The organism is Arthrobacter sp. Soc17.1.1.1, assembly GCF_036867195.1.
Lineage (GTDB): Bacteria > Actinomycetota > Actinomycetes > Actinomycetales > Micrococcaceae > Arthrobacter_D.
The window spans coordinates 2,603,285-2,629,993 of record NZ_JBAJII010000001.1 but is presented as its reverse complement, the minus strand read 5'-3'; the positions used below and the strand labels follow the sequence as shown (position 1 = coordinate 2,629,993).

The following is a 26,709-nucleotide window of genomic DNA, read 5'->3' as shown; positions in this document are numbered from 1 at the left end:
GGGAACGCGACGGGGACAGGCGGCACAGGTACAACGGCGGAGACGCTTGGGAAGTTCATCCGTCGTGTCCCACCGGGTGCTCGGGCACGCGGGTGGACCTGCCCCGTGCGGGCCGTCGGCCGGCGCTACAGTGGGAACGGCGCGGAGGTCGCGCCGTGGATCGGGGGACCAGGCGTGGACGTGCGGCGTATCAGGGGGCGGGGCCGTCGTCACGGCGGTGCCGTGCTCGTCTCCCTGGCACTGCTCATGACCGTCCCGGCATGCACCATCGAGGTGCCGCTGCCACCGGGCGCGGCGACGGCCACGCCGTCGCGTCCCTCCACGGCCCCCACCGGAGCCGCCACCGGAGCCGCGCCGGGGCTACCGCCCCTCACCCGGGCGCAGATCTCCACCGAGGACATGACCTTCGCCCGCGGCGGGTACATCGCCGAGGGGGAGAGTGTCGCGTTCGCGGACGGCATGACGCGGACGGAGGGCTGGGCCCTGCGCACGAGGGCGGTCGACGGCGAGTCCGTGTACGAGAACGGTGCGGGCTGCAGGGCCTCCCTGCGCTCCACGGGACTGCAGACCCCGCTCGTGGTGGACGGCGACGACCGGGCGTCCACGGAAGCGCTGTTCCAGTTCCTCGACCCCAGCATCCTGCCCGGCTACCTGACGACGACCACGTGGTCCTGGGGCGAGGACCCGGCGGAGGCGCCGGCGGGCATCGAGTTCCTCACCTACCTCCAGCCGGCCACCGACGCCGCCCCCGCCAGCGCCGTGTCCCTGCGGCTGTTCCACGGGCCGGGCACCGCGCTGGCCATCACCGTCTCCTGTCCGTCGGACGAGCTGCTGGAGGCTACCGTCGCCGACGTGCGCAGCCGCGTCTCCGTGGTGCCACCCCGGTCCTGACCGCGAGGTGCACGGTGCCCGAGGCACGGTGCCCGACGGACTGTGCCGACGGACTGTGCCCGACGAACGGCGCTTACATCGGCCAGGACGGTCAGGAGGCGCGCCGGTACCGGGTGTAGAGGGCGGAGTCCTCGGTCAGGAGCGACACGAGCGCCAGCGCCACGGCGTCGTCGGGGCTGTCGCCCACCGCGATGCGGGGGCCGTCGCCGCCGGCGAGCAGCGGGCTGATGGACAGGCACAGCTCGTCCACGGCGTCGGACCGGGTGAAGTCGCCGAGCACGGCCGGGCCGCCCTCGCACAGGACCCGCAGCAGGCCGCGCCGGCGCAGTTCGGCGAGGACGGCGGGGACGGCGACGGTGTCGTCCTCCCCGCAGTCGACGACATCGGCGACGTCCGCCAGTGCCGCGCGCCGCCCTGCGGGGGCCGAGGCGCTGGTGAGGACGAGCGGGCGGACGGGGGCGCTGCCGAAGAAGCTGCCGGACGGGTCGAGGTTCAGGCTGCCGGAGATGACCGCGACCGCGGGGTGCTCCGCGAGCCCGTGCTCAGCGCGCCAGGACCGGGCGTCGTCGTCGACGAGGCTGCCTCCGTAGCCCTCCGCACGGATGGTCCCCGCGCCCACCAGCACCACGTCGGCGAGGCGCCGCAGGACGGCGAAGATGCGCTTGTCGCCGTCGTTCCCCAGCCCGGCGGAGAAGCCGCCGCTCGTCGCGGCGCCGTCCGCGGCCGCCACGAAGTTGAACCTGACGAAGGGTCGGTCCGAGGCGGGGTACGCGTAGAGGCGGAGCAGGCCGGCGTCGTCGACCGCGTCGGGGGACGCGGGGATGAGGGAGGTGATCACGGGGCCACCGGTTCGTTGACGTCGCCCATGTTGTGGCGGAGGTAGACGGGTTCGCGCCACCCGAGGACCGCCTCCGTGATGTTGATGGCCGCGCGGGACGCCGCGACGTTGTGCATGCGGACCACGCGGGCGCCGCCGAGGATGCAGATGACGGCCGCGGCGAGGGAGCCCTCGACGCGTTCACGCTTCGGGCGGTCGAGGGTCTCGCCGATGAAGTCCTTGTTGGACACCGCGGCCAGGGTGGGGAAGCCCAGCCCGGCGATCTCGGAGAACCGGCGGGTGATCTCGAGCGAGTGGAGGGTGTTCTTGTTGAGGTCGTGGCCCGGGTCGAGGAGGATGCGGTCCTCGGGGATGCCGAGCCGGACCGCGGAGTCCACCTTGCGCAGGAGGAAATCGGCGATCTCCCCGACCACGTCGCCGTACGTGGGCCGCGGGTACACCGTGCGGGGCTCCGCGAGGCTGTGCGTGATGACGAGGTGCGCGCCGGCGTCGGCCACCACCGCCGCCATGTCGGGGTCCCGCAGGCCCGTGGTGTCGTTGACGACGTTCGCGCCGGCCGCGAGCGCCTGCCGGGCCACCTCGGGCAGGAAGGTGTCGGCGGAAATGATGACGTCGGACGCCGCCCGGACCGCGGCGATGACGGGCACGATGCGCTCCGCCTCCTCCGACACCGGGATCGGTTCGCCCGGGGAGAAGGGGGCCCCGCCGATGTCCACCCAGTCGGCGCCTTCCTCGACGGCCCTCAGGGCGGCGTCGACGGCCGCCTGCAGGGCGAAGGTCGCGCCGCCGTCGTAGAAGGAGTCCGGGGTCCGGTTGACGACCGCCATGAGGGCCACCTGCCGGTCGAAGTCCAGGGTGCGCGTGCCGAAGGTATGTCTCGGGTGCCGGAGGCCCGGCAGGTAGGTGCCGGGCGAGGAAGGAGCCGCTTCTTGACTGTCCACCCAGTCTTTCTACCACCGGGGGCCGGGAGAACCGCCGCGGCCGCGCACGTGACCTGCTCCACAGGAATCGGCCGGGCGGCGTGGCGCCCGTAGAATCGGGGGATGCCCGTGTATGTCGATCACGCGGCGACCACGCCGATCTCGGCGCCGGCGCTCGCCGCGCTCACCCGCGAACTCAGCCGGAGCGGAAACCCGTCCTCCCTCCACGGCTCGGGCCGTCGTGCCCGGCGTTCCGTCGAGGAGGCCCGGGAGACGATCGCCGCGGCCGCCGGGGCCCACGCGTCGGAGGTCGTCTTCACCTCGGGCGGCACGGAGGCGGACAACCTCGCCGTCAAGGGCCTCTACTGGGCCCGCCGCGCCGAGGACCCGGCCCGCACCCGGATCCTCTGCAGCGCCGTTGAGCACCACGCCGTGCAGGACACCGTCGAGTGGCTCGAACGGCACGAGGGAGCCGAGGTGGTCTGGCTGCCCGTGGACTCCGCAGGCGTCGTGTCCCTCGACGCGCTGCGCGCCGCGCTCGCCGACGCACCGGACAGGACGGCGCTCGTCACCGTCATGTGGGCGAACAACGAGGTCGGGTCCGTCCAGCCGGTGCGGGCCGTCGTCGACGAGGCCGCACGGTACGGGGTCCCGGTCCACAGCGACGCCGTGCAGGCGTTCGGGTCCCTCCCGGTGTCCTTCGCCGACTCCGGACTCGCCACCATGGCCGTCAGCGCGCACAAGATCGGCGGCCCCGTGGGTGTCGGGGCCCTCCTCGTGGGCCGCGCCGTCACCCTCACGCCCGTGCAGCACGGCGGCGGGCAGGAACGCGACATCCGGTCGGGCACGCTCGACGGCGCGGGCATCGCGGCCTTCGCCGCCGCGGCCGATGACGCCGTCGCGCGCCTCGGAGCGGAATCGGCCCGCCTCGCGGCCCTCAGGGACCGCCTCATCGACGGCATCCTCCGCGAGGTGCCGGACGCGGTGCTGCGCGGCGTCGCGCATCCCGCCCCGGAGGGCACGCGGCTCCCCGGCAACGTCCACTTCACGTTCCCGGGCTGCGAGGGCGACTCGCTCCTGTTCCTCCTCGACCTCGCGGGGATCGAGTCCTCCACCGGCTCCGCCTGCACCGCGGGCGTGCCCCGGCCGTCGCACGTGCTGCTCGCCATGGGACTGACGGAGGACGAGGCGCGTGGCGCCCAGCGTTTCAGCCTGGGGCATACATCCACGGCCGACGACGTTGACGCCGTGGTGGGCGCCATCGGTGGGGCCTACGCCCGGGCCCGCACGGCGGGCATGGCCGGACACGCATCATCCATTCGAACTGCAGGAACGGGTTTCTCATGAGGGTACTGGCAGCGATGAGCGGCGGCGTCGACTCCGCGGTGGCGGCGGCACGCGCCGTGGAGGCGGGGCACGACGTCGTCGGCGTGCACCTGGCCCTCTCCCGCATGCCCGGGACGCTCCGGACGGGCAGCCGCGGCTGCTGCACCATCGAGGACTCGCGGGACGCCTGGCGTGCCTGCGACATCCTCGGCATCCCGTACTACGTGTGGGACTTCTCCGAGCGCTTCAAGGAGGACGTCGTCGACGACTTCGTCGCCGAGTACGCCGCGGGCCGCACCCCGAACCCCTGCATGCGCTGCAACGAGCGCATCAAGTTCGCCGCCCTGCTCGAGAAGGCCCTCGCCCTCGGGTTCGACGCCGTCTGCACCGGCCACTACGCCAGGGTCGTCGAGGACGCCGACGGCAACCCCGAACTGCACCGAGCAGCCGACTGGGCCAAGGACCAGTCCTACGTGCTCGGCGTGCTGACCCACGAGCAGCTCAGGCACTCCATGTTCCCGCTCGCCGAGACGCCGTCGAAGGCCGAGGTCCGGGCCGAGGCCGAGCGGCGCGGCCTCTCCGTCGCGAACAAGCCCGACAGCCACGACATCTGCTTCATCCCCGACGGGGACACGCGCGGCTGGCTCGAGGAGCGCATCGAGATGACCGAGGGGGACATCCTCGACGTCGACGGCGAGAGGATCGGCAGCCACCCGGGCGCGAACGCCTTCACCGTCGGCCAGCGCCGCGGCCTGAAGCTCGGCACCCCCGCCGCGGACGGCAAGCCGCGCTTCGTGCTGGAGATCCGTCCCAAGCAGAACGAGGTGATCGTGGGACCGGAGCACCTGCTCGCGATCGACCAGATGCGCGGCATCAAGGTCTCCTGGGCCGGCCTGCCCATCGACGAGGTGCTGACCGGGGAGGAATTCGACTGCACGGCCCAGGTCCGGGCCCACGGCGATCCCGTGCCCGCACGCGTGTCCGTGGAGTCGGCCGACGGTGTTCAGCAGCTCGTGGTGCGGCTGGTCGAACCGATGCGCGGCGTGGCACCGGGCCAGACCGTGGTGCTGTACCAGGGCACGCGTGTACTCGGGCAGGCGACCATCGATTCCGCGCGCTCCGCCCTGCGACCCGAGCCCGTCGCAGCCGGATAGTCGCAGTTCACGGAGTGCCTCCGGCGTCTGCTTGACTGGAGTCATGACGCATCCACGCAGCGGCTTCGACCCGGCAGCCAGCTCACTCACGGGAGACGTGGCCCCCGAGGTGATGGCTGAGCTGCTCTCGGTGAGGAGCTCGATCGACAACATCGACGCCACCCTCGTCTACCTCCTGGCCGAACGCTTCAAGGCGACGCAGCGGGTGGGGCACCTCAAGGCCGAGCACGACCTCCCCGCCGGTGATCCGCAGCGCGAGGCCGCGCAGATCGCCCGGCTCCGCATGCTCGCCGAGGAGGCGCAGCTGGACCCCGCGTTCGCCGAGAAGTTCCTGAACTTCATCATCTCCGAGGTGATCCGCCACCACCAGGCGATCTCCGAGAACCGCCGGCCAGGCACCGAGGGCACCGCGCCGCCCGCATCCGCGACGCCGATCCACGGTACGCATGCCTGAGCCCGTCCGATCCGTGGGGGCGACCGCCGCCGGGGACTGGCCCGGAACCGACCCCCTCGAGGCCAACCGTGCCGTGCGCGGCGAGCTCGGGGGAGCGAACATGCCCTTCCTGCCGTCGCTGCCCGCGCGCGGGCCGGGGAGCGATGCCGTCGGACGGACGCTCGGGATCCTCGTCGAGCTGCCCTTCGACCTGCAGCCGCACGGGTGGCGCCTCGTGCAGCGGCCCGGCAGGGACCAGCGCCGCGCGCAGTCCGCCCTGTCGTCCGACATCAACGCCCTCGGTGACGTCGCCGGCGCGGAGGAGCGCCCGGCGCCGCGCCTGAAGCTGCACCTGCGGGGACCGCTCTCCCTGGCCGCGGGCGTCCACCTCCACAGCGGCGAGCGCGTCCTGATCGACCACGGGGCCCGCCGCGAGGTCTACGCATCGCTCGCCGCAGGGGCCGCGGACCTCGTGCGCCGCGTGTCCGCCGTCGCGCGGGGAGCCGGGGTGCTGCTCCAGTTCGACGAGCCCGAGGCCGGGGCGATCCTCGCCGGACGCGTCCCGACGGCCAGCGGCTACCGCACGCTGCGCGCGATCGACCGGCGCGAGGCCACCGAGGCGTGGGACCTGGTGACGGCGTCGGCGGTCGCCGCTGGGGCTGCCGGGACGATCCTCGTCCCGGGTGGCGGGGACGTCGCGCTCGACGCGGCCCGCTCGAGTACCGCCACGGGGCTGTCCCTCGACCTGCCCGGGGTCTCCGACCGGCACTGGGAGGCGCTCGCGGAGGACCTCGAGGCGGGGCGCCCGCTGGAGCTCGCGATCCTCGATCCCGGGACCGCCCTCCCCCAGGTGAGGGTCCTCGCCGAGACGGTGCTCACCGCGTGGCGGCGTGTCGGCCTGCCCGTGACGATGCTCGGGGCGCTGACCGTGACCACCCGGCCCGGCCTCGAGGGCCGGGTGCCCGCGGATGCGACCCGCGTGCTCACGCGCATGGCGCAGGTCGCCGACGCCCTGGACCAGGTGCGCGCCGAGGGCTGAGCGGCCGTCAGGCTACCCGGCCCATCCGGCAGGGTGTCCCGCTCCGACCCCGTCAGACGCGCTGCTCCCACCGCCGCGGACGGACCTCCGCGGGCAGGACGCCGTCGAACTCCTCGAGGGTGTACTGGAAGGACCCCGCGTACACCAGCAGGGTCCCGAGCTGGCGGTGCACCACCCGGGTCTTGATCCGGAAGACGGCGGCGTCGTCGTCCCACCACTGCTCCACGTAGGCGAGCGCACCGACGGCGTCGGGCAGGGGCAGGCGCCGGCCCGCGAACACCCGCGTCCGCGAGGACACCATGCGGATGCGCCCCTCGTCCGTGGCGGTGCAGGTCAGCAGGGTGGCCATCCGCCGGTGCCGGCCCACGTAGTCGGTGAGGACGCCGTCCTGCAGCGAGGTGGTGTCCTCGAAGACGCGCAGGGCGGTCCCGAAATCCAGTTCGCGGCGGGCCGTGAGCGCCGGACGGCCGAACGGGTCCGTGTGGGGGAAGTTCCTGATGGTGAACGGGACGTCGTCGCGGTACTCGGGGAAGAACGCGTTGTCGAGCGCCGTGAGGCGGAAGGCGGGGCGCGCGAACCAGGCGGGGCACCCGGCGACGTCGAACACCCCGTGCCCGCGCCCGGCGAGGCCGCTGCCGGCGTGGAGGCCGAAGTACTCGCGCAGTTCCGGCTGCAGCCGGCCGAACTCCGCGCCCATCGCCTGCTGGTAGATCGAGGTCATGCCGCCCACTTCCGTCGCTCGGACAACCAGTCAACCATGATGCCGGCGTCGAGCTGCCCGCCGGGCAGTCCGCCGGTCGCGGCACGTACCTCCGGCGGCGGGGCGGCATCGGCGGGGCGGGTCGGGGCGGCCTCGTCGAAGGCGCTCACAGGCGACCCGTGGCCTTCAGCCTGATGTACGTGTCGGCGAGCAGCGGGGGGAGTTCCGCGGGCACCGCGTCCACGACCTCCGCGCCGACGAGGCGGAGCTGGTCGGCCACCGCCGCCCGGTCCAGCAGGGCACGTTCCGCCGCCGCGGCCCGGAAGGTCGCCGCCGCGGTCGAGCGGTCGGCCGCCATCTCCTCGAGGCGCGGATCGCGGACGGAGGCGACCACGACGACGTGGCGCCCGGTCAGGCCCGGCAGCGCCGGCAGCAGGCCCTCCTCCACGGCGCCCGCGTCCAGCGAGGTCAGCAGGACCACGAGGCTGCGGTGGGGCGATACGGCCCGCACCTGGGCCGGGACGCGCGACCAGTCGGCCTCGATCAGTTCGGCCTCGAGCGGCGCCATCGCCGTCACGAGCGAACCGAGCAGGTTGCCCTTGGCGGTCGAGTCGACGCGGGCGCGCAGGCGGCGGTCGAAGGCCAGGAAGTGGACCTTGTCGCCGCCGCGCTCCGCGAGCACGGACAGCAGCAGTGCCGCCTCGATCCCGGTGTCGAGGCGGGGCTCGTCGAGGACCCTCGCGGCGGACGTGCGGGAGGTGTCGAGCACGACGACGACGCGGCGGTCGCGCTCCGGCCGCCAGGTCCGCACCACGGTGTCGCGCCGTCGGGCCGTCGCCCGCCAGTCGATGGACCGGACGTCGTCGCCGCGGACATAGTCCCGCAGGGAGTCGAACTCCGTGCCCGCTCCCCGGATCTGCACGGCCGACCCGCCGTCGAGCTCACGCAGGCGGCGGAGCTTGGACGGCAGGTGCCGCTTCGAGGCGAAGGACGGCAGCACCCGCAGTGCGCCCGGTGCCGGCACCGTGACCTGGCGGGCGGCGACGCCGAGCGGCCCGGCGCTCCGGATGGCCACGGTCTCCACCCGGAGGATGCCCCGGCGCGTAGGACGCAGGCGCACCGTCATCCGGCGCGCCTCGCCCGCGGGCACCTGCACCGCCTGCTCCGGATCGGCGGCACCGGCCGACGGCTGCCAGGCCTCCCGCACCGTGGCGCGCAGCGGGCGGGAGGTGTCGTTGCGCAGCACCAGGGCACTGCGGCACTCCTCGCCGAGCCGGACACCCTCGGGCAGCTCGCGCACGATCCCGACCCGCCGGGGCGACGCCGCGAGGGCCAGGTCGAGTGCGGTCACCGCGGCGAGGAGCGCCACCCACAGCAGGATCGACGTCGCCCCCGGGAACAGGACGACGGGTACGACGCCGAGCAGCGCCAGCAGGACGAGGCGGCCGGTGAGAACCACGGGAGCTCCTCTCTGCCCCGGGCGCAGCGGCGACCGGAGCGGGTGGGGGTGGGGTCCTACCGGGGGACGGGGACGGTGCCGAGGATGCCGCCGAGCACGTCGTCGACGCCCACGCCGTCCATCTGCGCCTCGGGCCGCAGCGCCACGCGGTGCCGGAGCGCGGGGAGGGTCAGGGCCTTGACGTCGTCGGGGGTCACGAAGGAGCGGCCCGAGAGCCACGCCCAGGCGCGTGAGGTGTTCAGCAGGGCCGTGGCGCCGCGGGGGGACACGCCGAGCTGGAACGACGGCGAGGATCGCGTGGCCCGGACGACGTCCACGATGTAGGCGAGGACCTCCGGGGCGATGGCGACGCGGGCCACGGCGGCACGTGCGCGGTCGATGTCCTCCGCACCGGCGACCGCGCGGACGCCGGCGGCGCCGAGATCGCGGGGGTCGAAGCCGACGCTGTGGCGGCGGATCACCTCGATCTCGTCGTCGCGGCCCGGGAGCGGGAGGGTGAGTTTGAGCAGGAAGCGGTCGAGCTGCGCCTCGGGCAGGGGATAGGTCCCCTCGTACTCGACCGGGTTCTGCGTGGCGGCGACGATGAACGGGGCCGGGAGGCGGCGCGAGACGCCGTCGACGGAGACCTGGCGCTCCTCCATCGCCTCGAGCAGCGAGGCCTGCGTCTTCGGCGGCGTGCGGTTGATCTCGTCGGCGAGGAGGATGTTGGTGAACACCGGCCCTTCCCGGAAGGTGAACTCGCCGGTCTTCGACTCGTAGATCAGCGAGCCCGTGATGTCGCCGGGCATGAGGTCCGGCGTGAACTGCACGCGTTTGGTGTCGAGGTCCAGGGCGGTGGCCAGGGTGCGGACGAGCAGGGTCTTCGCCACGCCGGGCACACCCTCCAGCAGGACGTGACCGTCGGCGAGCAGGCCGATGAGGAGACCGGTCACCGCAGCGTCCTGGCCGACGATCGACTTGCCCACCTCCGTGCGGACCCGCAGCAGCGCGGCCCGGGCGGCGTCGCCGTCGTGGTCCGCCCGGCCGGACGCCTGGCGGGAGCCGTCCGGCCCGTGTTCCGGCGCGTCGTCCCGTTCGGCGACGCGCGTCGCCTGGTGCGCCCCGGTGGGGGGTGTGGCGGGCGGCGCCTGCGGGGGCCCGTCCTGCCGGCCGGCGGAATCGTTCATGATCGAATCTCCTTCTCGAGGTCGAGGATCTCCTGTGCCCACAGCACGAGTTCGCGATCCGTGGTCGGTGTGTGGAGCAGCCGCTGCTCCAGGTCGAGACGGGACCGCCCGCTGTGCCGGGCAGCGGCGTCGATGACCTCGCCCGCCGGGGCGGCACGGTCCACGCGGAGCCGGCGGGCCATGCGCGTGAGCGCGGCCGCCCGCAGAGTGGCCGCGGCGTGCGCCACCGACCGGGAGTCCTGGTAGAGCCGTGCGCGGCCCTCCGCCGTCTCGGCGGCCCGGACGACGACGGGCAGCGGCTCGGCCGCCAGCGGCCCCAGGCGTCGTCCCTTCCAGGCCAGGGCGAGCGCGGCGCAGACGAGCAGCCACACGAGCAGCGGGTCTACCCACGGGGGCAGGAGCGTCCGCGGATCGATGCCCTCACCGCTCGAGACGATGTCCGCGCCGGTCGGCTCGTACCAGACGAGTGTCGGGGTGGAGCCGAGGGCGCGCAGGGCGAGGGCCGCGTTGCCCTCCTCGGTGATCGACGCGTTGGAGAGGATCGACGGGGCCCCGAGCACGGCGACCGTGCCGTCGGCGCTCGTGGTGTACAGGCCGCCGGTCGTCGGGCCGGAGCCTCCGGGATCGCCGTCCGTCGCACCGTCGACGACGGTCGGGAAGCACTCGACGTCGCCCGCGTAGACCGTCCCGGTCCCGGAGAGGGTGCCCGCCGCCGTCGCGGCGTCGTCGGTGCACTGGGCGGACGTCGCGGGCGCACCGCCGAAGTCCAGGGGAGCTGGACCGAGCTGGGTGAACTCCTGCTCGAGGGCGGTGAGCTGCCGGGCCCCAGGCGCCGCGAGCACGGCACGCACCGATGCCCCGGTCAGTTCCGCCACCTGGGTGGCGCTGAGGTACTGCCGGGCGTCGTTGAGGAAGAGCGTCGCCGGCCCGGCGTCCAGTTCCTCGAGTGCGTCGTCGTACGAGTCGACGCGCACGACGCCGACGCCCTCGGCCGCGAGGACCTCCGCCACGGCCCGCGCGCCCTGGGGCGCCGGATTGCCCGGGGACAGCGGACGGTCGTCCTCCTCCGCGCCGGGCAGGAGGTTGAGCAGCACGATCACGGCGAGGACTACGGCGCCGACCAGCAGCGGTAGGGAGCGGCGGAAACGCCTCCGTGCGGTGGTCGCGGCGCTCCCGCCGTCGCCCATGACCTCGGCCCGCGGCGCGGCACCGGGCTGCACGGCGGTTCCCCGGACGTCGGTCTCCTGCGTCCCGCGGGTCATCGCGGTGCCGCCGGCGTCGTCGTGCCCCGGGGTGCGGCCGGACGCTCTGCGGTCAGTTGCGCGTCGAGGGCGGCGGCACGCCGGTGGTCGTCCGCCGTCGCCGTGCCGCTGCCGTAGTGGGTCTCGTTGAAGCGGTCGGCGAGCCACGCGATGTCGGGCGCCAGGGACGGGAACATGCCGCCGAGCTGCACCGCCGCCTCCGTCGCCGTCCTGCCGGCCTGCTCCTCCACGACGACGCGTTCCTCCGCCGAGCGGATGATCGCGCGCAGCAGCTCCGCCAGGGCGCCGTTCCAGTTCCCCGCGGCGGCGAGCTCCGAGGATCGGCGACGGTGGTGGTCGGCGGAGCGCCGGGCGCCGTCCTCGAACACCGCGGCCTCCTGTGTGCGCCCGCGCGGGTTCAGGCGCGGCCGGACGAGCACGACGGCCACGACGATGAGGGCGGCTGCGCCGAGCGCGACCAGCAGCGTGCCCGGTCCCGACCCGAGCCCCTGCACGCCGTCGAGGAGCCGTCCGAGGGAGCGCAGGACGTCGGCGAGGATGCGTTCGAAGATGGTGGGCTGCGCCTCCACGTAGGCGGCCTTCGCCAGCTCGTCCTGCAGCAGCCTGCGGGCCTCGTCGGCGTCCGGCGTGAGCGGGGTCCCCGGACTGGTGGTCACGGGCGGCCCCGGTGGACGATGCTCGAAGCGGCTCTCACGCCGGGCCTCCGGGCCGGTGCCCGAAGGACGTGCCGGGAGGGGTGCCGCCGGGGAGGATGTCGCTCGGTCCCGTGCCGGCGCGCTCGTGCTCTCGCATGAGGACGACGTCGAAGCCCTCGCGGCGGATGCGGAGGTCCACGTACAGCAGGGAGGTCACGCCGGCCTGGAAGGCGTAGCCGATGGCGGAGAAGAGAGCAGTGATGGCCTGCGTCGCGAGGAGCAGGGGGATCGAGTCGAGGGCGTCGGGCGTCGCGGAGGCGCTGGCGCTGAAGCCGAAGATGAGCGAGACGGCGAACGTGAGGGGGGTGGAGATGACCGACGCGATGATCGACACGATGAGGCTCGTCAGCAGGACGATCCCGAACGTACGCCACCAGTTGCCCCGGGTCAGCGCCCACGATCGCCTGACGGACGCCCAGGGGCCGGTCCCCTCGAGCATCAGGGTCGCCGGTGCGACCACGATCTTGGTGCTCACCCAGACGAGCAGGGCCACGGCGCCGAGTGCGAGCGGCACGATGACCAGGGCCGAGTACTCCTCGAGTCCCACGACGGCCAGCGCGGAGATCCCGACCACGAGGACGAGACCCACGAGTCCGGCGGCGAAGGACAGGAGTCCGAAGCCCAGCAGCGGGAGGATACGGCCCCGGGCGATCCGCCATGCCTGGCCGAAGGACGTCCGCTGGTTGATGACCGCCCGCGCGATCGGGACCACGAGGATGCCCTGCAGCACGAGCAGTGCCACCGCGGAGACTACGCCGGTGATCGTGGCGGCCACGCCGAAGCCGGCGACGGCCGCGATGATGCTGTCCGTCGTCGCATTCTCGGACTCGAGTACCTCGAAGGACGAGACGACGTTCCCCAGCAGGAGCACCGTCATCAGCGCGACGACGGCCTGCAGCAGGATGGCGCTGCCGAAGGTGGCCATCGGGTTCCTGCGGCAGGCCTGGAAGGCGCCGTCGAGGATCTCCCCGAGGCCCAGCGGTCGGAGCGGGATGACGCCCGGCTTGGGCGGCGCCTGGTACACGGGCCCCTGCGGGAAGGGTCGCGCGCCGTACGGGCTCCCGCCCTGCCCGGGTCCCTGCGGCGTGAAACCGGGTCCCCAGCCCCCGGACTGCTGCGGCCCGGGTCCCTGCTGCGGGAAGCCGGGTCCCCAGCCCCCGGGTTGCTGTGGCCCGGGGGCCTCGGGGCCTTGTGGCGGATAGGGGGCGCCCCAGCCCTGGCCGGGTTGCTGCGGCCCGGCGGTCTGGGGGCCTTGTGGCGGAGGGGCGGGCGACTGCCACGCAGACGCCGGGCGGCCCCGGCCGTCGGGGGCGGGCGTCCCGGGGGACTGCCACGGTGCCGACGCTGCGGGAGGTACCGGGGGTGCGGGCTGCACGGCCGGACCGCCGCCCCGGCCGTCCGATGTACCGCGGGGCAGCCCGTCGTCCGGCTGACCCTCCACCTGATCACTCATGGCGTCCCCTCGCTCGAATGCTCCAGGGAGGTCCGTCCGCAGCTCCCCTCCTGCATCATAGGCCGGGCCGCCGCACGGGCCACCCAGCCGCGCGCGTCCGCCGGCTCGGCTCCTGGCTCTGCCGGGACACAGCACAGGGTGGGGCTGATGGGACTTTGCACGTCCGATGGGACAGTATGGGGGTATGAAGGCTCGCATTCTGGTCATCGACGACGACGAGGCCCTGTCCGAGATGATCGGCATCGTCCTCCGCAACGACGGGTTCGACCCCGTCTTCTGTGCCGACGGCGCAGCGGCTCTGGGCGTGTTCCGCTCGACCCAGCCGGATCTCGTGCTGCTGGACCTGATGCTGCCCGGCATGGACGGCATCGAGGTGTGCCGTCAGATCCGCGCCGAATCGGACCTCCCCATCGTGATGCTGACGGCGAAGTCGGACACGTCCGACGTCGTCCGCGGCCTCGAGTCCGGCGCCGACGACTACGTCCCCAAGCCCTTCAAGCCGGCCGAGCTCGTGGCCCGCGTCCGCGCCCGGCTGCGGCCGGCCGAGTCGAAGGCACCGGAGACCCTCCGGATCGGTGACGTGAGCATCGATGTCGCAGGCCACGAGGTCACGCGGGCGGGCGAGCGGGTCTCCCTCACCCCGCTCGAGTTCGACCTGCTCGTGGCCCTCGCCCGGAAACCGTGGCAGGTGTTCACCCGCGAGCTGCTCCTCGAACAGGTCTGGGGCTACCGGCACGCGGCCGACACCCGACTCGTCAATGTCCATGTGCAGAGGCTGCGCTCGAAGATCGAGCGTGATCCCGAGGCACCCGAGATCGTGCTGACGGTGCGTGGTGTCGGATACAAGGCCGGACAGGGCTGACGCGGAGGGCGCGGGCGGCAGCGCCGCCGACCCCGTCGTGCCCCCTGGGTCGGTGCCGTCGCAGGGGACCGATGCCGCTGCGGCCGGTCCCGGTGTCCTGCCCCACCCGGCCGGCTCCTCCGTCGCGAGCCGCTTCGCGATCCGGCTGCGACGCGGCGTGCGGCGCCTCCGGGTCCTGCTGAGCTCCATCGCGCGCAGCTGGCGCCGGTCGCTGCAGTTCCGGACCGTCGTCGCGACGATGCTCCTCACCTCGGTGTCCTTCGTGGCCGTCGGAGGCTTCCTGTCCAACCAGATCGCGAGCGCGCTCTACGACGAGCGCTTCGACCAGTTCAGTGCCGAGGCCCGCTCCGCCCTGACCTCCACCAAGGCCGTCTTCCGGGACTCCTCCGCGACGGACCGTGACACGACGAATCGGCTGGTGCTCGACTCGGTCAATGCGCTCGTGGGCAGCAGGACGAACGCCCCCCGCCAGGCCATGCTGGTCCCCATCACCAACGGGGAGGGGCTGTTCATCCCGGTGACGGTGAGCCAGGACGGCGCGACGGCCGGCATGCTCCCGGAGGACCTCCAGCAGGCGGTGACCAGCGGGCAGGACGTGTACTGGGCGCCGATCACCATCCCCGTGACGGAGAACGGCGAGCCGGACGCGCCGGGGCTCGCGTTCGGCACGCAGGTCCAGCTGCCGCCCGAGCGGAGCCCCTACGCCCTCTACGTCTACTACGACCTCTCCTCGATGCAGGCCACGCTCGATTCCATCCACGGCGTCCTGTGGCTGGTGGGGGTCATCCTGCTGATCGTCATCGGCGGCGTCACCTGGTACGTGACACGCAGCGTGGTCCTGCCGGTCGGCCATGCCGCGTCCGTGTCGGAGAAGCTCGCCTCCGGTCAGCTGCAGGAACGCATGGAGGTCACCGGAGAGGACGAGGTGGCCCGGCTCGGAGCCTCCTTCAACCGCATGGCGGCCAGCCTGCAGGACCAGATCACCCAGCTGGCGCAGCTCTCCCAGATGCAGCAGCGCTTCGTCTCCGACGTGTCGCACGAACTCAGGACACCGCTGACCACGGTGCGGATGGCGGCGGAGGTCCTGCACGACGCGCGGGACGAGTTCAATCCGGTGAACAAGCGGTCGGCGGAGATCCTGTTCGACCAGGTGGAGCGTTTCCAGGCCCTGCTCGCGGACCTGCTCGAGATCTCGCGCTTCGACGCCGGTGCCGCGGTCCTGGAAGCCGAATCCGTGGACATGGTGCAGCTCGTCCACCACGCCCTCGACGGCGCACGGCCGCTCGCGGAGAGGCTGGGCACCGAGCTCTCCGTCGTGACCGGCGAGACCCGGTGCATCGTGGACGCCGACGCCCGCCGTATCGACAGGATCCTGCGCAACCTGATCGTGAACGCGCTCGAGCACGGGGAGGGGCGGCCGGTCGACATCCACATCGCGTGCAACCCGGAAGCGGTGGCGGTCGCGGTCCGCGACCATGGGATCGGGATGACGCCGCTCGAGGCGTCCCGCGTGTTCGACCGGTTCTGGCGGGCCGATCCTGCGCGTGCCCGGACCACGGGTGGCAGCGGCCTCGGCCTGTCCATCGCCACCGAGGACGCCCGCCTGCACGGGGCGTGGCTGGAGGCATGGGGCCGCCCGGGTGAGGGAGCATGCTTCCGTCTGACCGTGCCGCGGCACGAGGGTGCGGTGCTGACGTCGTCGCCCCTGGCGCTACCGCCCGTTGCGGCTCACGCACGGGCAGGGTCGGCGGGCGGGGCGGGGCACGAGTCGGGGCACGAGGCAGGGCACGGGTCAGGGCACGAGGACCATGGCAACCAGGGGATCACCACGAGGGAGAGCAGTGCGACGCAGTAGGACGACAAGCCGCGCCCGGACCGCCGACCGGTCGGCCGCAAGGACGCCACGGGCGGTCCTCGCTGCGCTGCTGGTGGCATGCCTCGTGGTCCTCACCGCCTGTTCGGCGATCCCCACGCGGGGACCGGTCGGGGTGATCCCGGCCGCGGAGGCTGAGGTCGACGCGGTGGCGCCCGCCTTCGACCCCGAGGGACCGGCGCCGGGCGCGACCCCCGAGCGGATCCTGCGGGACTTCATCACGGCCGGGACGGGTGCCGGCGACGGGTACAGCGTGGCACGCCAGTTCCTGAGCACCGAACTGGCGAAGACCTGGAAGCCGGAAGAACGGATCGTCCTGTTCAGGTCCGACCCGCGCGTGGAGAAGCGGGAGACCGAGGGGGTCTACCAGATCCAGCTGGAGACGACCGGGACCGTCGACTCCAGGGGCCTGCGGACCAACAGTGCGGTTCCCGCGTCCGAGACGCTCGGAGTCCGCATGGTGCAGGTGGCGGGGGAATGGCGGATCGACGAGATCCCCGACGGCATCATGCTCGCCCAGAGCAGTGCCCGGGACCTCCTGATCTCGCACAACCTCTACTTCTACAGCAGCAACTTCCGCTACTGGGTGCCCGATGCGCGGTGGTTCGTGCGCAGGACCGGGGTGACGGCCAGGATCGTCAGCGCCATGCTCGCCGGTCCGGCGCCCTACCTGCAGGGTTCCGTCACCAGTGCCTTCCCGGAGGGGGTGACGCTGGCCCGTGACTCGGTGCCCATCACCTCCGGTACGGCGTCCGTCGAGTTCTCCTCCGAGGTCCTCGAGGACGCCACGAGCCTCGGCCTGCAGCAGATGAACCAGCAGCTCCAAGAGAACCTGCTCGGGCTGAACGACGTCACCACCGTGGAGATGATCAGCGGTCAGCCGATCGAACTCGGTGAGGACGCACCCGAGCTCGTGGTGCCCGAGCTGGCCCCCGACGTCGGGGGAGAGCAGGTGGCCGTCGCGGGCGGGGAGGTGGTGCGGGTGCGCAACGGGGCCACCGTCCCGATCGACGGCATGCCGAGCGTGGCCGCCCTGCAGCCACGCACCCCGGCCGCCTCGGTGTCGGGGAGCGCCTATGCCTTCATGAACGGGGACAGGACCACCCTCTTCGTCACCGCGCCGGGCAGCGAGGCCCGTGAGGTGGTGAAGGGCACCGCCCTGACCCGGCCGTCCTTCGACCCGGAGAACTGGGTCTGGACCAGCAGGTCCGAAGGAGGGCGCAGCTCCGTCCTCGCCGTCCCGCCGGGCGGGACGGAGGCGAACGCGACCGTCCTCGCGGCGGGCTGGCTCGGCGACCGGAGGGTCGACGAACTGCGGGTCTCGCGCGACGGATCGCGGGCCCTGATCGTCGCGGACCGCGGCGGGACGAGCGAACTGCTGGTCGCCGGCATCACCCGATCCCCCGACGGCACGCCGCAGACGCTCACCACGCCGCTGACGCTGCCCCTGCCCGGCGACATCGACACGGCCGCCTGGGCCGGTCAGAGCACCATCGTGGCGTCGTCCCTCGGAGCCGACACGGAGGCCGCGCCCGTCATCTTGCAGCTCGACGGCGAACAGGAGACCATGGCGGCCCTCGTCGGCGTCCGCGCCATCAGCGCAGGATCCGACGCGGAGGACACCCTCTACGCGCAGGCCGGCGACACGCTGTACCGGCGGATCGGCAACAGCTGGGTGGACGAGCAGCTCGATGTCAGCGACCCGGCCTTCCCCGGCTAGGCGTACCCACATAGCCGCTCGCGCGGGGGCGCGCCCGCTGCCGGCGTGATGCGCTGGAGGCATGCGCGCTCCCCTCCCGGATCCTTCCCCCGCTCCTGCCGTCGGCGCCTCCGTCGCCCGCGTCCTCGACCGGATCGTCTTCTGCCGTGCTTATCAGCGCACGGCCCGCGCCCTCTCCGCCTTCGCCGCCCTCGTCCTGCCGTCGTCGTGCGCGGTGTGCGGTACATGGGACACCTCGCTGTGCACCCGGTGCCTCGGTGAGTTCCGCCGGGCCACCATGCGGCCCTTCCGCGCCGAGGAGGGCGCCGAATCCCTGCCCGACGTCGGACTGCCCGGCCGACTGCCCGCCATCCCCGGCCTCGTGCCGGGCCTCATCCCGGGCCTCGTTCCGCCGGCACGGGAGGAGGCGGTGCGCGGCCGGCACCCGCCGGGCCCGTCCGCATCCGCCTTCGGTCCGTTGCCCGTCCTCGCCGCTGGCCGGTACGGCCGCACCGTCTCGGTGGTCCTGCTGGCGTTCAAGAACCACGGGCATGTCGACCTCGCGGCGCCCGTCGCAGCAGCCCTGGGCGGGGTGCTGCACGCCGCCGTCGGCACCCGGGCGTCCCCGGTGGCCCCGGCATCCCCGGTGTCCGCAGCGTCCCCGGCGTCCCCGCCCCGTCCCGTGCTGCTGGTGCCCGTGCCCACGCGGGCCTCGTCGCGCCGTCGGCGCGGCTATGACCCCCTGATGCTGCTCCTGTCCCGCCTCGACCGGGCGGGAGGGCTGCCCGCGGGAACGGTCCTCGCCCCGGCCATCCGGCAGATCCCGCCGGTACGGCGGTTGCTGACCGCCCTGCAGCGGGGCGGGGTGCCCTCGCTCGTCGGCTCCGCATCGGTGGCGTGGGCCGGTCTGCGCGGGGGCCAGAAGGGCCTCGGCCGACGTCGACGGCGAGCCGGCGTCCAGGACTCCATGAGCGTGACCGGACGTCCCCGCCACGTGCTGGCCGACAGGGACTGCCTCATCGTGGACGACGTCCTGACGACCGGCGCGACGATCGGCGAGGCGCACCGCGTCCTGACGGCCGCCGGCGCGCGGGTGCTCGGAGCGGTCGTCATGGCGGCGACATCGTCGCCCTCGGCACGCGACCCCGAGCCCGGGAGCAGTGCCCATCAGATGCCCGGCGGGCCACCGGAACTTCCTGAGCGTCGATGGGTGAATAAAGGAGGGACGTGAACTACCGTGATGAGACGGGTACCCAGTGATGGTCCGTACCCGTCGGCGGCGGCTCTGCTCAATGCCTCGGCCGTCGTCGTGTCACCTAGCGATGTGGAGGGCACCATGGAATTTGTCATCAATGGTCGAAACCTGGCGGTATCCGACCGTTTCCGTGAGTACGCGACGGAGAGGATCGACAAGATAGAGCAGCTCGGCGACAAGGTGCAGCGCGTGGACGCGAAGATCACCAAGGAGCCCAGCGCGCGCATGGCAGACACCTCCCTCACGGTCGAGCTCACGGTCCTCTGCAGGGGCCCAGTCGTCCGGGCGGAGGCCTCCGCGGCCGACAAGTTCGCAGCGTTCGACCTCGCCTACGCGAAACTCCTCGAGCGCCTGCGCCGCGCCCGGGACCGACGGAAGGTCCACCACGGCCGGCACACACCGGTGGCCGTGAGGGTCGCCACGGCGGACCTCGAACCCGCCGATCCCACCCAGCCCATCTACCTCGAGACACCGACCATCGAGCCGACGGCCACCGAGCCCGTCCCGCAGCCGGAGGACACCGACGCGTACTCCTCGCCGGACGACGTGCCCGCGGGCGATTCTCCCGTGCTGATCCGCCGCAAGGTCTTCTCCGGCATCCCGATGACCCTGGACGACGCCGTCGACAACATGGAGCTCGTCGGCCACGACTTCTACCTCTTCGTCGACTCCGCGACCGGAGCGCCCTCGGTGGTGTACCGGCGGCAGGGCTGGACCTACGGCGTCATCACGCTGGATTCGAAGTGCGCCGAAGGAACCGAGGAGCCCCAGGAGGAACTCCTCGCCTACCGGGCCAAGGAAACCGCCTCCGCCTAGGCGCCACCGCCGACAGGGCGCGCCCGGCGCGTCCCGACGTCCGATCCACTGCCTCCGCGCTCCGCGCGGAGGCAGTGCCGTGCAGGAGACCATGCCGAACCTCACCACCGCGCAGGCCAGGCGCATCCTCCTCGCCGCCCAGGGCCTCCACCGGCCGCGCATCGCCGCTCCGTCGTCGCGCCGGGCCGTCAATACGGCCGCGCAGCGCCTGCAGGTGCTCCAGGTGGATTCCGTCAACGTGCTCGTACGCTCCCACTACCTGCCCCTGTTCTCGCGCCTCGGCTCCTACGCGCCGGCCGACCTCGACGCCCTGTACTCCCGGGGTCCGCGCAGGCTCGTCGAGTACTGGGCCCACGAGGCGAGCCTCATCCCGCCCGAGCTGTTCCCGCACCTGCGGGTCTGGCAACGACGGACCTGGATGGGCGCCACCAGCGTCCCCGCGGAGGTCCGTGGCCCGCTCGAGGCGGGCATCGGCGAGATCCTCGCCTCCGGCGGGCCGCTGACCGCCGCCGAGATCCAGCGACGCGTCGGCGGGGAGGCAGCGAGGCCCGACGAAGGCTGGGGGTGGCGGTGGACCGCGGCCAAGCGGGTCCTGGAGGACCTCTTCGCACGTGGCGAGATCGGGTCGGCAGGCCGCACGCCCCAGTTCGAACGTCTGTACGCCCCCATCGCCGCGGTGCTGCCCGACGCCGCGCTCGCGGCCGAGGAGCCGGACCGGACCGACGCCCTCACGGTCCTCGCCGGCCGCGCCGCGGGTGCTCTCGGCGTCGCGCCCGCCCGGTCCGTCGCCGACTACTTCCGTACGCCCGTGCGCGAGACACGCGCCGCCCTCGACGGACTCGTGAGCGCCGGCGCACTGCAGGCGGTGACCGTCGACGGAGGCGCGGAGCCGTGGTACCTCGATCCGGCCGTGACCCTTCCCCGGCAGGCCAGGGGCAGGGCCCTGTTGAGCCCGTTCGACTCCCTCGTCTTCGACCGCAGCCGGCTGCAGAGGCTCTTCGGCGTGCACTACCGCATCGAGATCTACACCCCGGCCGAGCGGCGGGTCCACGGCTACTACGTGTTGCCCTTCCTCCTGCGGGACTCCATCGTGGCCCGTGTGGACCTCAAGGCCGACCGTGCCACCGGCCGCCTGCTGGTGCAGGCCTGCCACGCCGAGCCGGGCGCCCCCGCGGACACCGCGGCCGAGCTCGCCGACGAGCTGCGCCTCCTCGCGCAGTGGCTGGGCCTGGCCGACGTCGTCGTCTCCGACCGTGGGAACCTCGCGCCCGCAGTCGCCGTGCAGGTCGGCAGGCTACTCTGAGCGGACACGTGGAGCGGCGACGCCGGTCCCCACCAGGGAACCAAAGCGGGGCTCCGGACGTCACTCACGTAGACTAGGCAGGCCATCTTTGGGCAGCATCAGATTGGGAGCAGATACCAGTGCCATCACTTCTTGAACGAGTTCTACGCACCGGCGATAAGAAGACACTGAAGCGACTCCGCAACTACGCTGACGCCATCAATGTCCTCGAGGACGAGTTCCGCGCGATGTCCGACGCAGAGCTGCGCGGGGAGACCGACCGGCTGAAGAAGCGCCACGCGGAGGGCGCGACCCTGGACGACCTGCTGCCGGAAGCGTTCGCCGCCGTGCGCGAGGCCTCGAGCCGCACCCTCGGCCTCCGCCACTTCGACGTCCAGCTGATGGGCGGCGCCGCGCTCCACCTGGGCAACATCGCCGAGATGAAGACCGGTGAGGGCAAGACCCTCGTCGCCACGGCTCCCGCCTACCTGAACGCGCTGACCGGCAAGGGCGTGCATGTCGTCACGGTCAACGACTACCTCGCCGAGTATCAGTCGGACCTGATGGGTCGCGTGTACCGGTTCCTCGGCCTCACGAGCGGGTGCATCCTCTCGAAGCAGGATCCCGCGGCGCGCCGCGAGCAGTACGCGGCGGACATCACCTACGGCACGAACAACGAGTTCGGCTTCGACTACCTGCGCGACAACATGGCCTGGAGCGCCGCCGAACTCGTGCAGCGCGGCCACAACTTCGCCATCGTAGACGAGGTCGACTCGATCCTCATCGACGAGGCCCGCACGCCGCTCATCATCAGCGGCCAGGCGTCGGGTGACGTCAACCGGTGGTACAACGAGTTTGCCAAGGTGGTCCAGAAGCTGTCCGTCGACGCCGACTACGAGGTCGACGAGAAGAAGCGCACCGTGGGCGTCCTCGAGGACGGGATCGAGAAGGTCGAGGACTACCTCGGCATCCACAACCTGTACGAGTCCGCGAACACACCGCTGATCGGCTTCCTGAACAACGCCATCAAGGCCAAGGAGCTGTTCAAGCGCGACAAGGACTACGTGGTCCTCAACGGCGAGGTCATGATCGTCGACGAGCACACCGGACGCATCCTCGCCGGCCGCCGCTACAACGAGGGCATGCACCAGGCCATCGAGGCGAAGGAGGGCGTGGAGATCAAGGCGGAGAACCAGACGCTCGCCACCGTCACCCTGCAGAACTACTTCCGGCTCTACGACAAGCTCTCGGGCATGACGGGCACGGCCGAGACCGAGGCCGCCGAGTTCATGTCGACCTACAAGCTCGGCGTGGTGCCGATCCCGACGAACAAGGACATGGCCCGCCAGGACCTCTCCGACCTCATCTACAAGAACGAGGTCGCGAAGTTCGACGCCGTCGTCAAGGACATCATCGAGCGCCACGAGACCGGCCAGCCGGTCCTCGTCGGCACCACGAGCGTGGAGAAGAGCGAGTACCTCTCCAAGCAGCTCGCGAAGGCCGGGGTGCGCCACGAGGTGCTGAACGCGAAGAACCACGCGCGGGAGGCCGCGATCATCGCCCAGGCCGGCCGGAAGGGCGCGGTCACCGTCGCCACCAACATGGCCGGACGCGGCACGGACATCATGCTCGGCGGCAACGCGGAGTTCAACGCCGTCGCCGCCCTCGAGAAGCTGGGGCTCGACCCGGCGGACAACCCCGAGGAGTACGAGGCCAAGTGGCCGGCCGCCCTCGACGCGGCCAAGGACGCCGTGAAGGCCGAGCAGGACGAGGTCCGCGATCTCGGCGGCCTGTACGTGCTGGGCACCGAGCGCCATGAGTCCCGACGCATCGACAACCAGCTGCGTGGCCGGTCGGGGCGCCAGGGTGACCCGGGACGCTCCCGCTTCTACCTGTCGCTGACCGACGACCTGATGCGTCTGTTCAACTCCGGAGGGGCGGAGCGCATCATGAACAGCGCCACCATGCCCGACGACGTCGCCCTCGAGTCGAAGCTCGTGTCCAAGGCGATCGAGAACGCGCAGGGCCAGGTGGAGGGCCGCAACGCCGAGCAGCGCAAGAACGTCCTGAAGTACGACGACGTCCTGAACCGCCAGCGCGAGGCCATCTACGGCGACCGCCGCCGGATCCTCGAGGGCGGCGACCTCAAGGAGAAGGTGCAGTTCTTCCTCGAGGACGTCATCACGGCGATGGTCGACGAGGCCACCGAGCAGGGGCACGGCGACGACTGGGACTACGAGCTGCTGTGGACGAACCTCAGGACGCTGTACCCGATCACGCTCACCGCGGACGAGGTCATCGAGGAGGCCGGCGGGAAGTCACGTCTGACCCGCGACTTCCTGCACGGGGAGATCCTCTCCGATGCCAAGCTCGCCTACCAGGCCCGCGAGGAGTCGCTCGGGGAGCAGACCATGCGGGAGCTGGAGCGCCGCGTCGTCCTGTCGGTGATCGGCAGGAAGTGGCAGGAGCACCTCTACGAGATGGACTACCTCAAGGAGGGCATCGGTCTGCGGGCCATGGCTCAGAGGGATCCGCTCGTGGAGTACCAGCGTGAGGGCTTCATCCTGTTCCAGGCCATGATGGAATCGATCCGCGAGGAGAGCATCGGCTACCTCTTCAACCTCGAGGTCGAGAGCTCCGCACCGGCCCAGACGGGACTGCCCGGTGTGACGGACGGGCGGACCATCGTCCAGGCGCCGACCATCAAGGCCGCGGGACTGGACGCTCCCGCGAAGCCGGCCACCCTCAACTTCACGGCGCCCAACGCACAGGGTGACGCGGAGGTGCACGTGGAGCGCAACAAGCCGCAGGCCGCGCCGGCGGGCGGCAAGAAGGCCAGGCGCAAGTAGGTCAGCCGATCTCCAGGGCGGTCACCCGCCACGCCCCGCGCTGTCGCTCTATCCGAAGAGCGACAGCGCGGACGCGTTTCCGGTCATAGGCGACCACCGACGCCTCGTAGACGCCGGGGCTGACCGGGCACACCCGCGCGGAGCGGACGAGGACGTGGCGGTTCGCACTCGACACCGCACCGCCGTTGCGGCCGGTCGGCGCGTCGTGGATGCAGCGCACCAGATTGGCGCGCAGCTGGAGCCGCTCGTAGTTCCCGGCATCGAGCCAGCGGGCCAGCTGCTGCAGGGGACGGGTTCCGGCCAGTACCTCGAGCGCGCCCTGGGCCACCGAGCGGGCGATGCCCGAGATGCGTCGGATGGTCTCGGGGTCATCGGCTGCCGGTGTGGGCGGGGGTGAGCCCGCTGACGCTGCGCCTTCCGTGTCATCCCGGAGGGGGTCCGGGGGAGACCGCCGCCCGGTGATGGGGCCCGCCGTTGTGCCGGACGGCCGGACCGCGGTCGACACGAGGGGGAGGGGCGCGCCGCCGGCCGTGGCGGGCGGCTCGGCCGTGGTGCGCTCGAGCGGGGTGATGACAGGCATGCTGGTCCTTTGCTGGGCGTCGGTTCTTCATTGCGTCGGTGCCGGTGCGTGCGGGCGTGGCGCCGACGGGTGGGCGGGGCCGACGGAGGAGCTGCCGGGGGAGTCCTCCCGTGCGGCGTGACGTCCGTTCCGCCGGCAGGCCGGTCCGGTGATGGTCCCGTCCGGTCGTGCGGGCGGAGTGCGGGCGGTGACCGGGCGGTGACCGGGCGGGGAGGTGGTGCTCCCGCGGTCTAGGGCGGCGCCGTCAGGACCTGGCCCGGCACCACGAGGGACGGGTCCTCCCCGATGACGGTGCGGTTCGCGTCGTACCAGGCGGGCCAGGCGTCCGCCACCTCCGCTGCGGTCGCGAGCGGGCCCAGGGAGGAGGCGACGATGGACCACAGCGAATCACCGGGGACCACGACGACCTCCGCGGACCCGGTCGTCGTCCTGGTCCCGGCTCGCGCCAGAAGACCGCCGCCGGTGGGCATCGGCGCCGGTTCCCATCCCGACGGGGCGGGCGCCACAGGGCACGCCGGGGCGCCGGACGGCCCGGGTCCCGGCTCTTCGCGTCCCGGTCCATCGAGACCCGGCTCGCCGGGCGACGACGCCCGGGGTCCGGGGTCGCCGGAGACGGTCGTGGGCGACCAGTAGGGCGAACCCGAGGATGCAGCGTCCTCGCCGTGCGACGCGCCGTCCGCGGAGATGCCGGCGACTGCCAGGCCGCCGATCCGCGTCGCGGGCGGGTCGGCAGCGGCAGGAACCGCCACGCTGCCGGCCGGTCCGCCAGGTGCGCCAGGTGCGGCCTGAGCCAGCGCGGGTAACGCAAGGAGGTTCAGCCCGAGCAGCGCGGCAGCGAGTCGGCGCATGAGCGCCGGCGTGCACCGCAGGGCGATCGTCGCGGCGGACGACGAACCGCGACGCAGGAGCAGCTCGGCCACGAGGGCCAGGACGAGCGCAAGCATCCACAGGACGACGATCCCGATGCCGAGCACCGACAGCGAGGCGCCGACGGCGCCCTCGATGTCCAGTGCCCGCGGTGAGCGCAGCAGGATCTGCCCGGCCGCTGCCATGACCACCCCGCAGGCCAGGATCAGGCCGGCGTGTACGACATCCGCAGTCTTCATCATCGCTCCTCTCAGACGAACCAGTTTGATGCTGTTTAACCTCGTTTGTCTATACTTGCTTCTAACTGTTCGTTCTGATGGTGATTGACGAGCCGACGCATGCCCCCTACGTTGGGGGCATGCGGTGGGAAGCCCTCTTCGCCGATCTGGAGTCACAGCTCCACTCGGCGCTGGACGCGGGTCGGGAGAGCGAGATCAGGGAGCGTACCCGGGTGGAGCAGTCGCGCCTGACGCTGGTGCAGCGGCTCCTCGGTCAGGTCGGCCTGCCGATCGGGGCCTCCACCTCCGGCGGCCGCTTTCTCTCGGGGGTCCTCACGCACGTCGGGTCCGACTGGGTCTCGCTGGCGGTGGAGGGGCGATCCGTGCTGGTGCCGCTGTCGTCCCTGCAGTCACTCATCGGGCTGGGCCGCGGGGTGGGGCAGGCGCCGTCAGGTGTCACGGCCCGGCTCGGGCTGGGGTCGGCCCTGCGGGGCCTCTCCCGGGACAGGGTCCATGTCGCGCTGTGGCTGGGCACGGACTCGCGCCACTCGGGAGTGATCGACCGTGTCGGCGCCGACTTCCTGGAACTGGGGCTGGTCGTGACCGGTGATGAGCGGCGCGCCGCGAACGTCCGCGACGCACTCACGGTGCCCTTCAGGGCCATCGATTCGGTCGAATCTGCGGCACCGGACCGAGCACCGGACTGATGGGCGACGCGGGCGACGGGGTCCTGGGGCGGAACCTGCGGACGAGGCCCGAGCGTCGTGCCGGCGCCCGCCGGGCCCGCACCTCAGAGGATGGGCGTGCTCTCGGCGTCGTTCCTCAGGGCGGAGGCCGTCTTCTCGTACGCCTTCGCGATGTACTCCTCGAGGACCCGGGTCTCCACACGCCACTGGCCGCGGCCGCCCACCTGGATGGCGGGCAACTCCCCAGACCGGACGAGGGCGTAGGTCTGGGACGAACTGATGTTGAGCACCTCGGCCACATCGGCGAGGGTGAGGAAACGCCGTTCGGCCACGGGTCCGCCTTTCCTGGTACGTCGGGAATGCATCCAGTGTGACACCGGCACTGC

25 protein-coding genes are annotated in these 26,709 nt (G+C 72.5%); 13 read left to right on the top strand and 12 right to left on the bottom strand.

Annotated elements, in window-relative coordinates; translation table 11 throughout:
• The first annotated feature begins 105 nt into the window (after positions 1-105).
• Entirely contained in the window at positions 106-891 is a 786-nt protein-coding gene (locus V6S67_RS12160) for a hypothetical protein (RefSeq protein ID WP_334210491.1), read from the top strand.
• Positions 892-982: 91 nt separating this feature from the next.
• On the opposite strand, the gene V6S67_RS12155 is transcribed toward V6S67_RS12160, so the two are convergent.
• Positions 983-1,729, bottom strand: a complete 747-nt coding sequence (locus tag V6S67_RS12155; RefSeq protein ID WP_334210490.1) for a pyrimidine reductase family protein — start codon at positions 1,727-1,729, stop codon at positions 983-985.
• A complete protein-coding gene (gene folP / locus V6S67_RS12150; protein WP_334210489.1) occupies positions 1,726-2,670 on the bottom strand; it encodes a dihydropteroate synthase in 945 nt (314 codons plus the stop codon). The genes V6S67_RS12155 and folP overlap by 4 nt, the downstream gene beginning before the upstream one ends.
• A 102-nt stretch (positions 2,671-2,772) precedes the next feature.
• Between folP and V6S67_RS12145 the strand changes: the two genes are divergently transcribed.
• From V6S67_RS12145 to V6S67_RS12130, 4 genes are read left to right on the top strand one after another with little or no spacing between them, the layout of a single operon-like run.
• A complete protein-coding gene (locus V6S67_RS12145; protein WP_334210488.1) occupies positions 2,773-3,996 on the top strand; it encodes a cysteine desulfurase family protein in 1,224 nt (407 codons plus the stop codon).
• Positions 3,993-5,129, top strand: a complete 1,137-nt coding sequence (mnmA, locus tag V6S67_RS12140) for a tRNA 2-thiouridine(34) synthase MnmA (RefSeq protein ID WP_334210487.1) — start codon at positions 3,993-3,995, stop codon at positions 5,127-5,129. Before V6S67_RS12145 ends, mnmA begins: the two co-directional genes overlap by 4 nt.
• A gap of 43 nt (positions 5,130-5,172) precedes the next feature.
• Positions 5,173-5,583, top strand: a complete 411-nt coding sequence (locus V6S67_RS12135) for a chorismate mutase (RefSeq protein ID WP_334210486.1) — start codon at positions 5,173-5,175, stop codon at positions 5,581-5,583.
• Positions 5,576-6,601, top strand: coding sequence for a hypothetical protein (locus V6S67_RS12130; RefSeq protein ID WP_334210485.1), 1,026 nt, complete (start codon positions 5,576-5,578; stop codon positions 6,599-6,601). The genes V6S67_RS12135 and V6S67_RS12130 overlap by 8 nt, the downstream gene beginning before the upstream one ends.
• A gap of 52 nt (positions 6,602-6,653) precedes the next feature.
• On the opposite strand, the gene V6S67_RS12125 is transcribed toward V6S67_RS12130, so the two are convergent.
• Genes V6S67_RS12125 through V6S67_RS12095 form a run of 7 tightly spaced genes read right to left on the bottom strand, consistent with a single transcriptional unit; the run spans position 6,654 to position 13,336 of the window.
• Entirely contained in the window at positions 6,654-7,322 is a 669-nt protein-coding gene (locus tag V6S67_RS12125) for a DUF4166 domain-containing protein (protein WP_334210484.1), read from the bottom strand.
• The gene (locus tag V6S67_RS12120) at positions 7,319-7,471 is read right to left on the bottom strand and encodes a hypothetical protein (RefSeq protein ID WP_334210483.1); all 153 of its coding nucleotides are present in this window, start codon (positions 7,469-7,471) and stop codon (positions 7,319-7,321) included. Before V6S67_RS12120 ends, V6S67_RS12125 begins: the two co-directional genes overlap by 4 nt.
• A complete protein-coding gene (locus V6S67_RS12115; protein WP_334210482.1) occupies positions 7,468-8,760 on the bottom strand; it encodes a DUF58 domain-containing protein in 1,293 nt (430 codons plus the stop codon). The genes V6S67_RS12120 and V6S67_RS12115 overlap by 4 nt, the downstream gene beginning before the upstream one ends.
• Positions 8,761-8,816: 56 nt before the next feature.
• Entirely contained in the window at positions 8,817-9,926 is a 1,110-nt protein-coding gene (locus V6S67_RS12110) for an AAA family ATPase (RefSeq protein WP_334210481.1), read from the bottom strand.
• On the bottom strand, positions 9,923-11,188 hold the full coding sequence (locus V6S67_RS12105; RefSeq protein ID WP_334210480.1) for a DUF4350 domain-containing protein: 1,266 nt from the start codon (positions 11,186-11,188) through the stop codon (positions 9,923-9,925). The genes V6S67_RS12110 and V6S67_RS12105 overlap by 4 nt, the downstream gene beginning before the upstream one ends.
• Entirely contained in the window at positions 11,185-11,844 is a 660-nt protein-coding gene (locus V6S67_RS12100) for a DUF4129 domain-containing protein (protein WP_334210479.1), read from the bottom strand. Before V6S67_RS12100 ends, V6S67_RS12105 begins: the two co-directional genes overlap by 4 nt.
• A gap of 34 nt (positions 11,845-11,878) precedes the next feature.
• Positions 11,879-13,336 carry a hypothetical protein gene (locus tag V6S67_RS12095; protein WP_334210478.1) on the bottom strand — a complete coding sequence of 486 codons (1,458 nt, stop codon included), beginning with the start codon at positions 13,334-13,336 and terminating at the stop codon, positions 11,879-11,881.
• A 184-nt stretch (positions 13,337-13,520) separates the two neighbouring features.
• Here V6S67_RS12095 and mtrA point away from each other — a divergent pair, with 184 nt between their 5' ends.
• The 7 genes from mtrA to secA all read left to right on the top strand — a co-directional run bounded on the left by mtrA (position 13,521) and on the right by secA (position 23,972).
• A complete protein-coding gene (mtrA, locus tag V6S67_RS12090) occupies positions 13,521-14,198 on the top strand; it encodes an MtrAB system response regulator MtrA (RefSeq protein WP_334210477.1) in 678 nt (225 codons plus the stop codon).
• Entirely contained in the window at positions 14,170-16,053 is a 1,884-nt protein-coding gene (mtrB, locus tag V6S67_RS12085) for an MtrAB system histidine kinase MtrB (protein WP_334210476.1), read from the top strand. Before mtrA ends, mtrB begins: the two co-directional genes overlap by 29 nt.
• Positions 16,040-17,791 carry an LpqB family beta-propeller domain-containing protein gene (locus V6S67_RS12080; RefSeq protein ID WP_334210475.1) on the top strand — a complete coding sequence of 584 codons (1,752 nt, stop codon included), beginning with the start codon at positions 16,040-16,042 and terminating at the stop codon, positions 17,789-17,791. Before mtrB ends, V6S67_RS12080 begins: the two co-directional genes overlap by 14 nt.
• 61 nt (positions 17,792-17,852) lie before the next feature.
• The gene (locus V6S67_RS12075) at positions 17,853-19,001 is read left to right on the top strand and encodes a ComF family protein (RefSeq protein ID WP_334210474.1); all 1,149 of its coding nucleotides are present in this window, start codon (positions 17,853-17,855) and stop codon (positions 18,999-19,001) included.
• Between the two features lie 105 nt (positions 19,002-19,106).
• The gene (hpf, locus tag V6S67_RS12070; protein ID WP_334210473.1) at positions 19,107-19,841 is read left to right on the top strand and encodes a ribosome hibernation-promoting factor, HPF/YfiA family; all 735 of its coding nucleotides are present in this window, start codon (positions 19,107-19,109) and stop codon (positions 19,839-19,841) included.
• Between the two features lie 91 nt (positions 19,842-19,932).
• A complete protein-coding gene (locus V6S67_RS12065; protein WP_334210472.1) occupies positions 19,933-21,144 on the top strand; it encodes a winged helix-turn-helix domain-containing protein in 1,212 nt (403 codons plus the stop codon).
• Between the two features lie 119 nt (positions 21,145-21,263).
• On the top strand, positions 21,264-23,972 hold the full coding sequence (gene secA, locus V6S67_RS12060) for a preprotein translocase subunit SecA (RefSeq protein WP_334210471.1): 2,709 nt from the start codon (positions 21,264-21,266) through the stop codon (positions 23,970-23,972).
• 1 nt (position 23,973) lies between these two features.
• Here the strand turns inward: secA and V6S67_RS12055 are convergent, their stop codons facing one another.
• Both V6S67_RS12055 and V6S67_RS12050 read right to left on the bottom strand, forming a co-directional pair.
• Positions 23,974-24,552: an Rv3235 family protein gene (locus tag V6S67_RS12055; RefSeq protein WP_334210470.1), complete on the bottom strand. Its 579-nt coding sequence runs from the start codon at positions 24,550-24,552 to the stop codon at positions 23,974-23,976.
• 230 nt (positions 24,553-24,782) lie between these two features.
• On the bottom strand, positions 24,783-25,658 hold the full coding sequence (locus V6S67_RS12050) for a LysM peptidoglycan-binding domain-containing protein (protein WP_334210469.1): 876 nt from the start codon (positions 25,656-25,658) through the stop codon (positions 24,783-24,785).
• A gap of 119 nt (positions 25,659-25,777) precedes the next feature.
• Here V6S67_RS12050 and V6S67_RS12045 point away from each other — a divergent pair, with 119 nt between their 5' ends.
• The gene (locus V6S67_RS12045; protein ID WP_334210468.1) at positions 25,778-26,344 is read left to right on the top strand and encodes a hypothetical protein; all 567 of its coding nucleotides are present in this window, start codon (positions 25,778-25,780) and stop codon (positions 26,342-26,344) included.
• A gap of 83 nt (positions 26,345-26,427) precedes the next feature.
• Here V6S67_RS12045 and V6S67_RS12040 read toward each other — a convergent pair whose 3' ends face one another.
• Complete coding sequence (locus V6S67_RS12040; RefSeq protein ID WP_334210467.1) at positions 26,428-26,655, bottom strand: helix-turn-helix domain-containing protein; 228 nt, start codon at positions 26,653-26,655, stop codon at positions 26,428-26,430.
• Between the last annotated feature and the right edge of the window lie 54 nt (positions 26,656-26,709).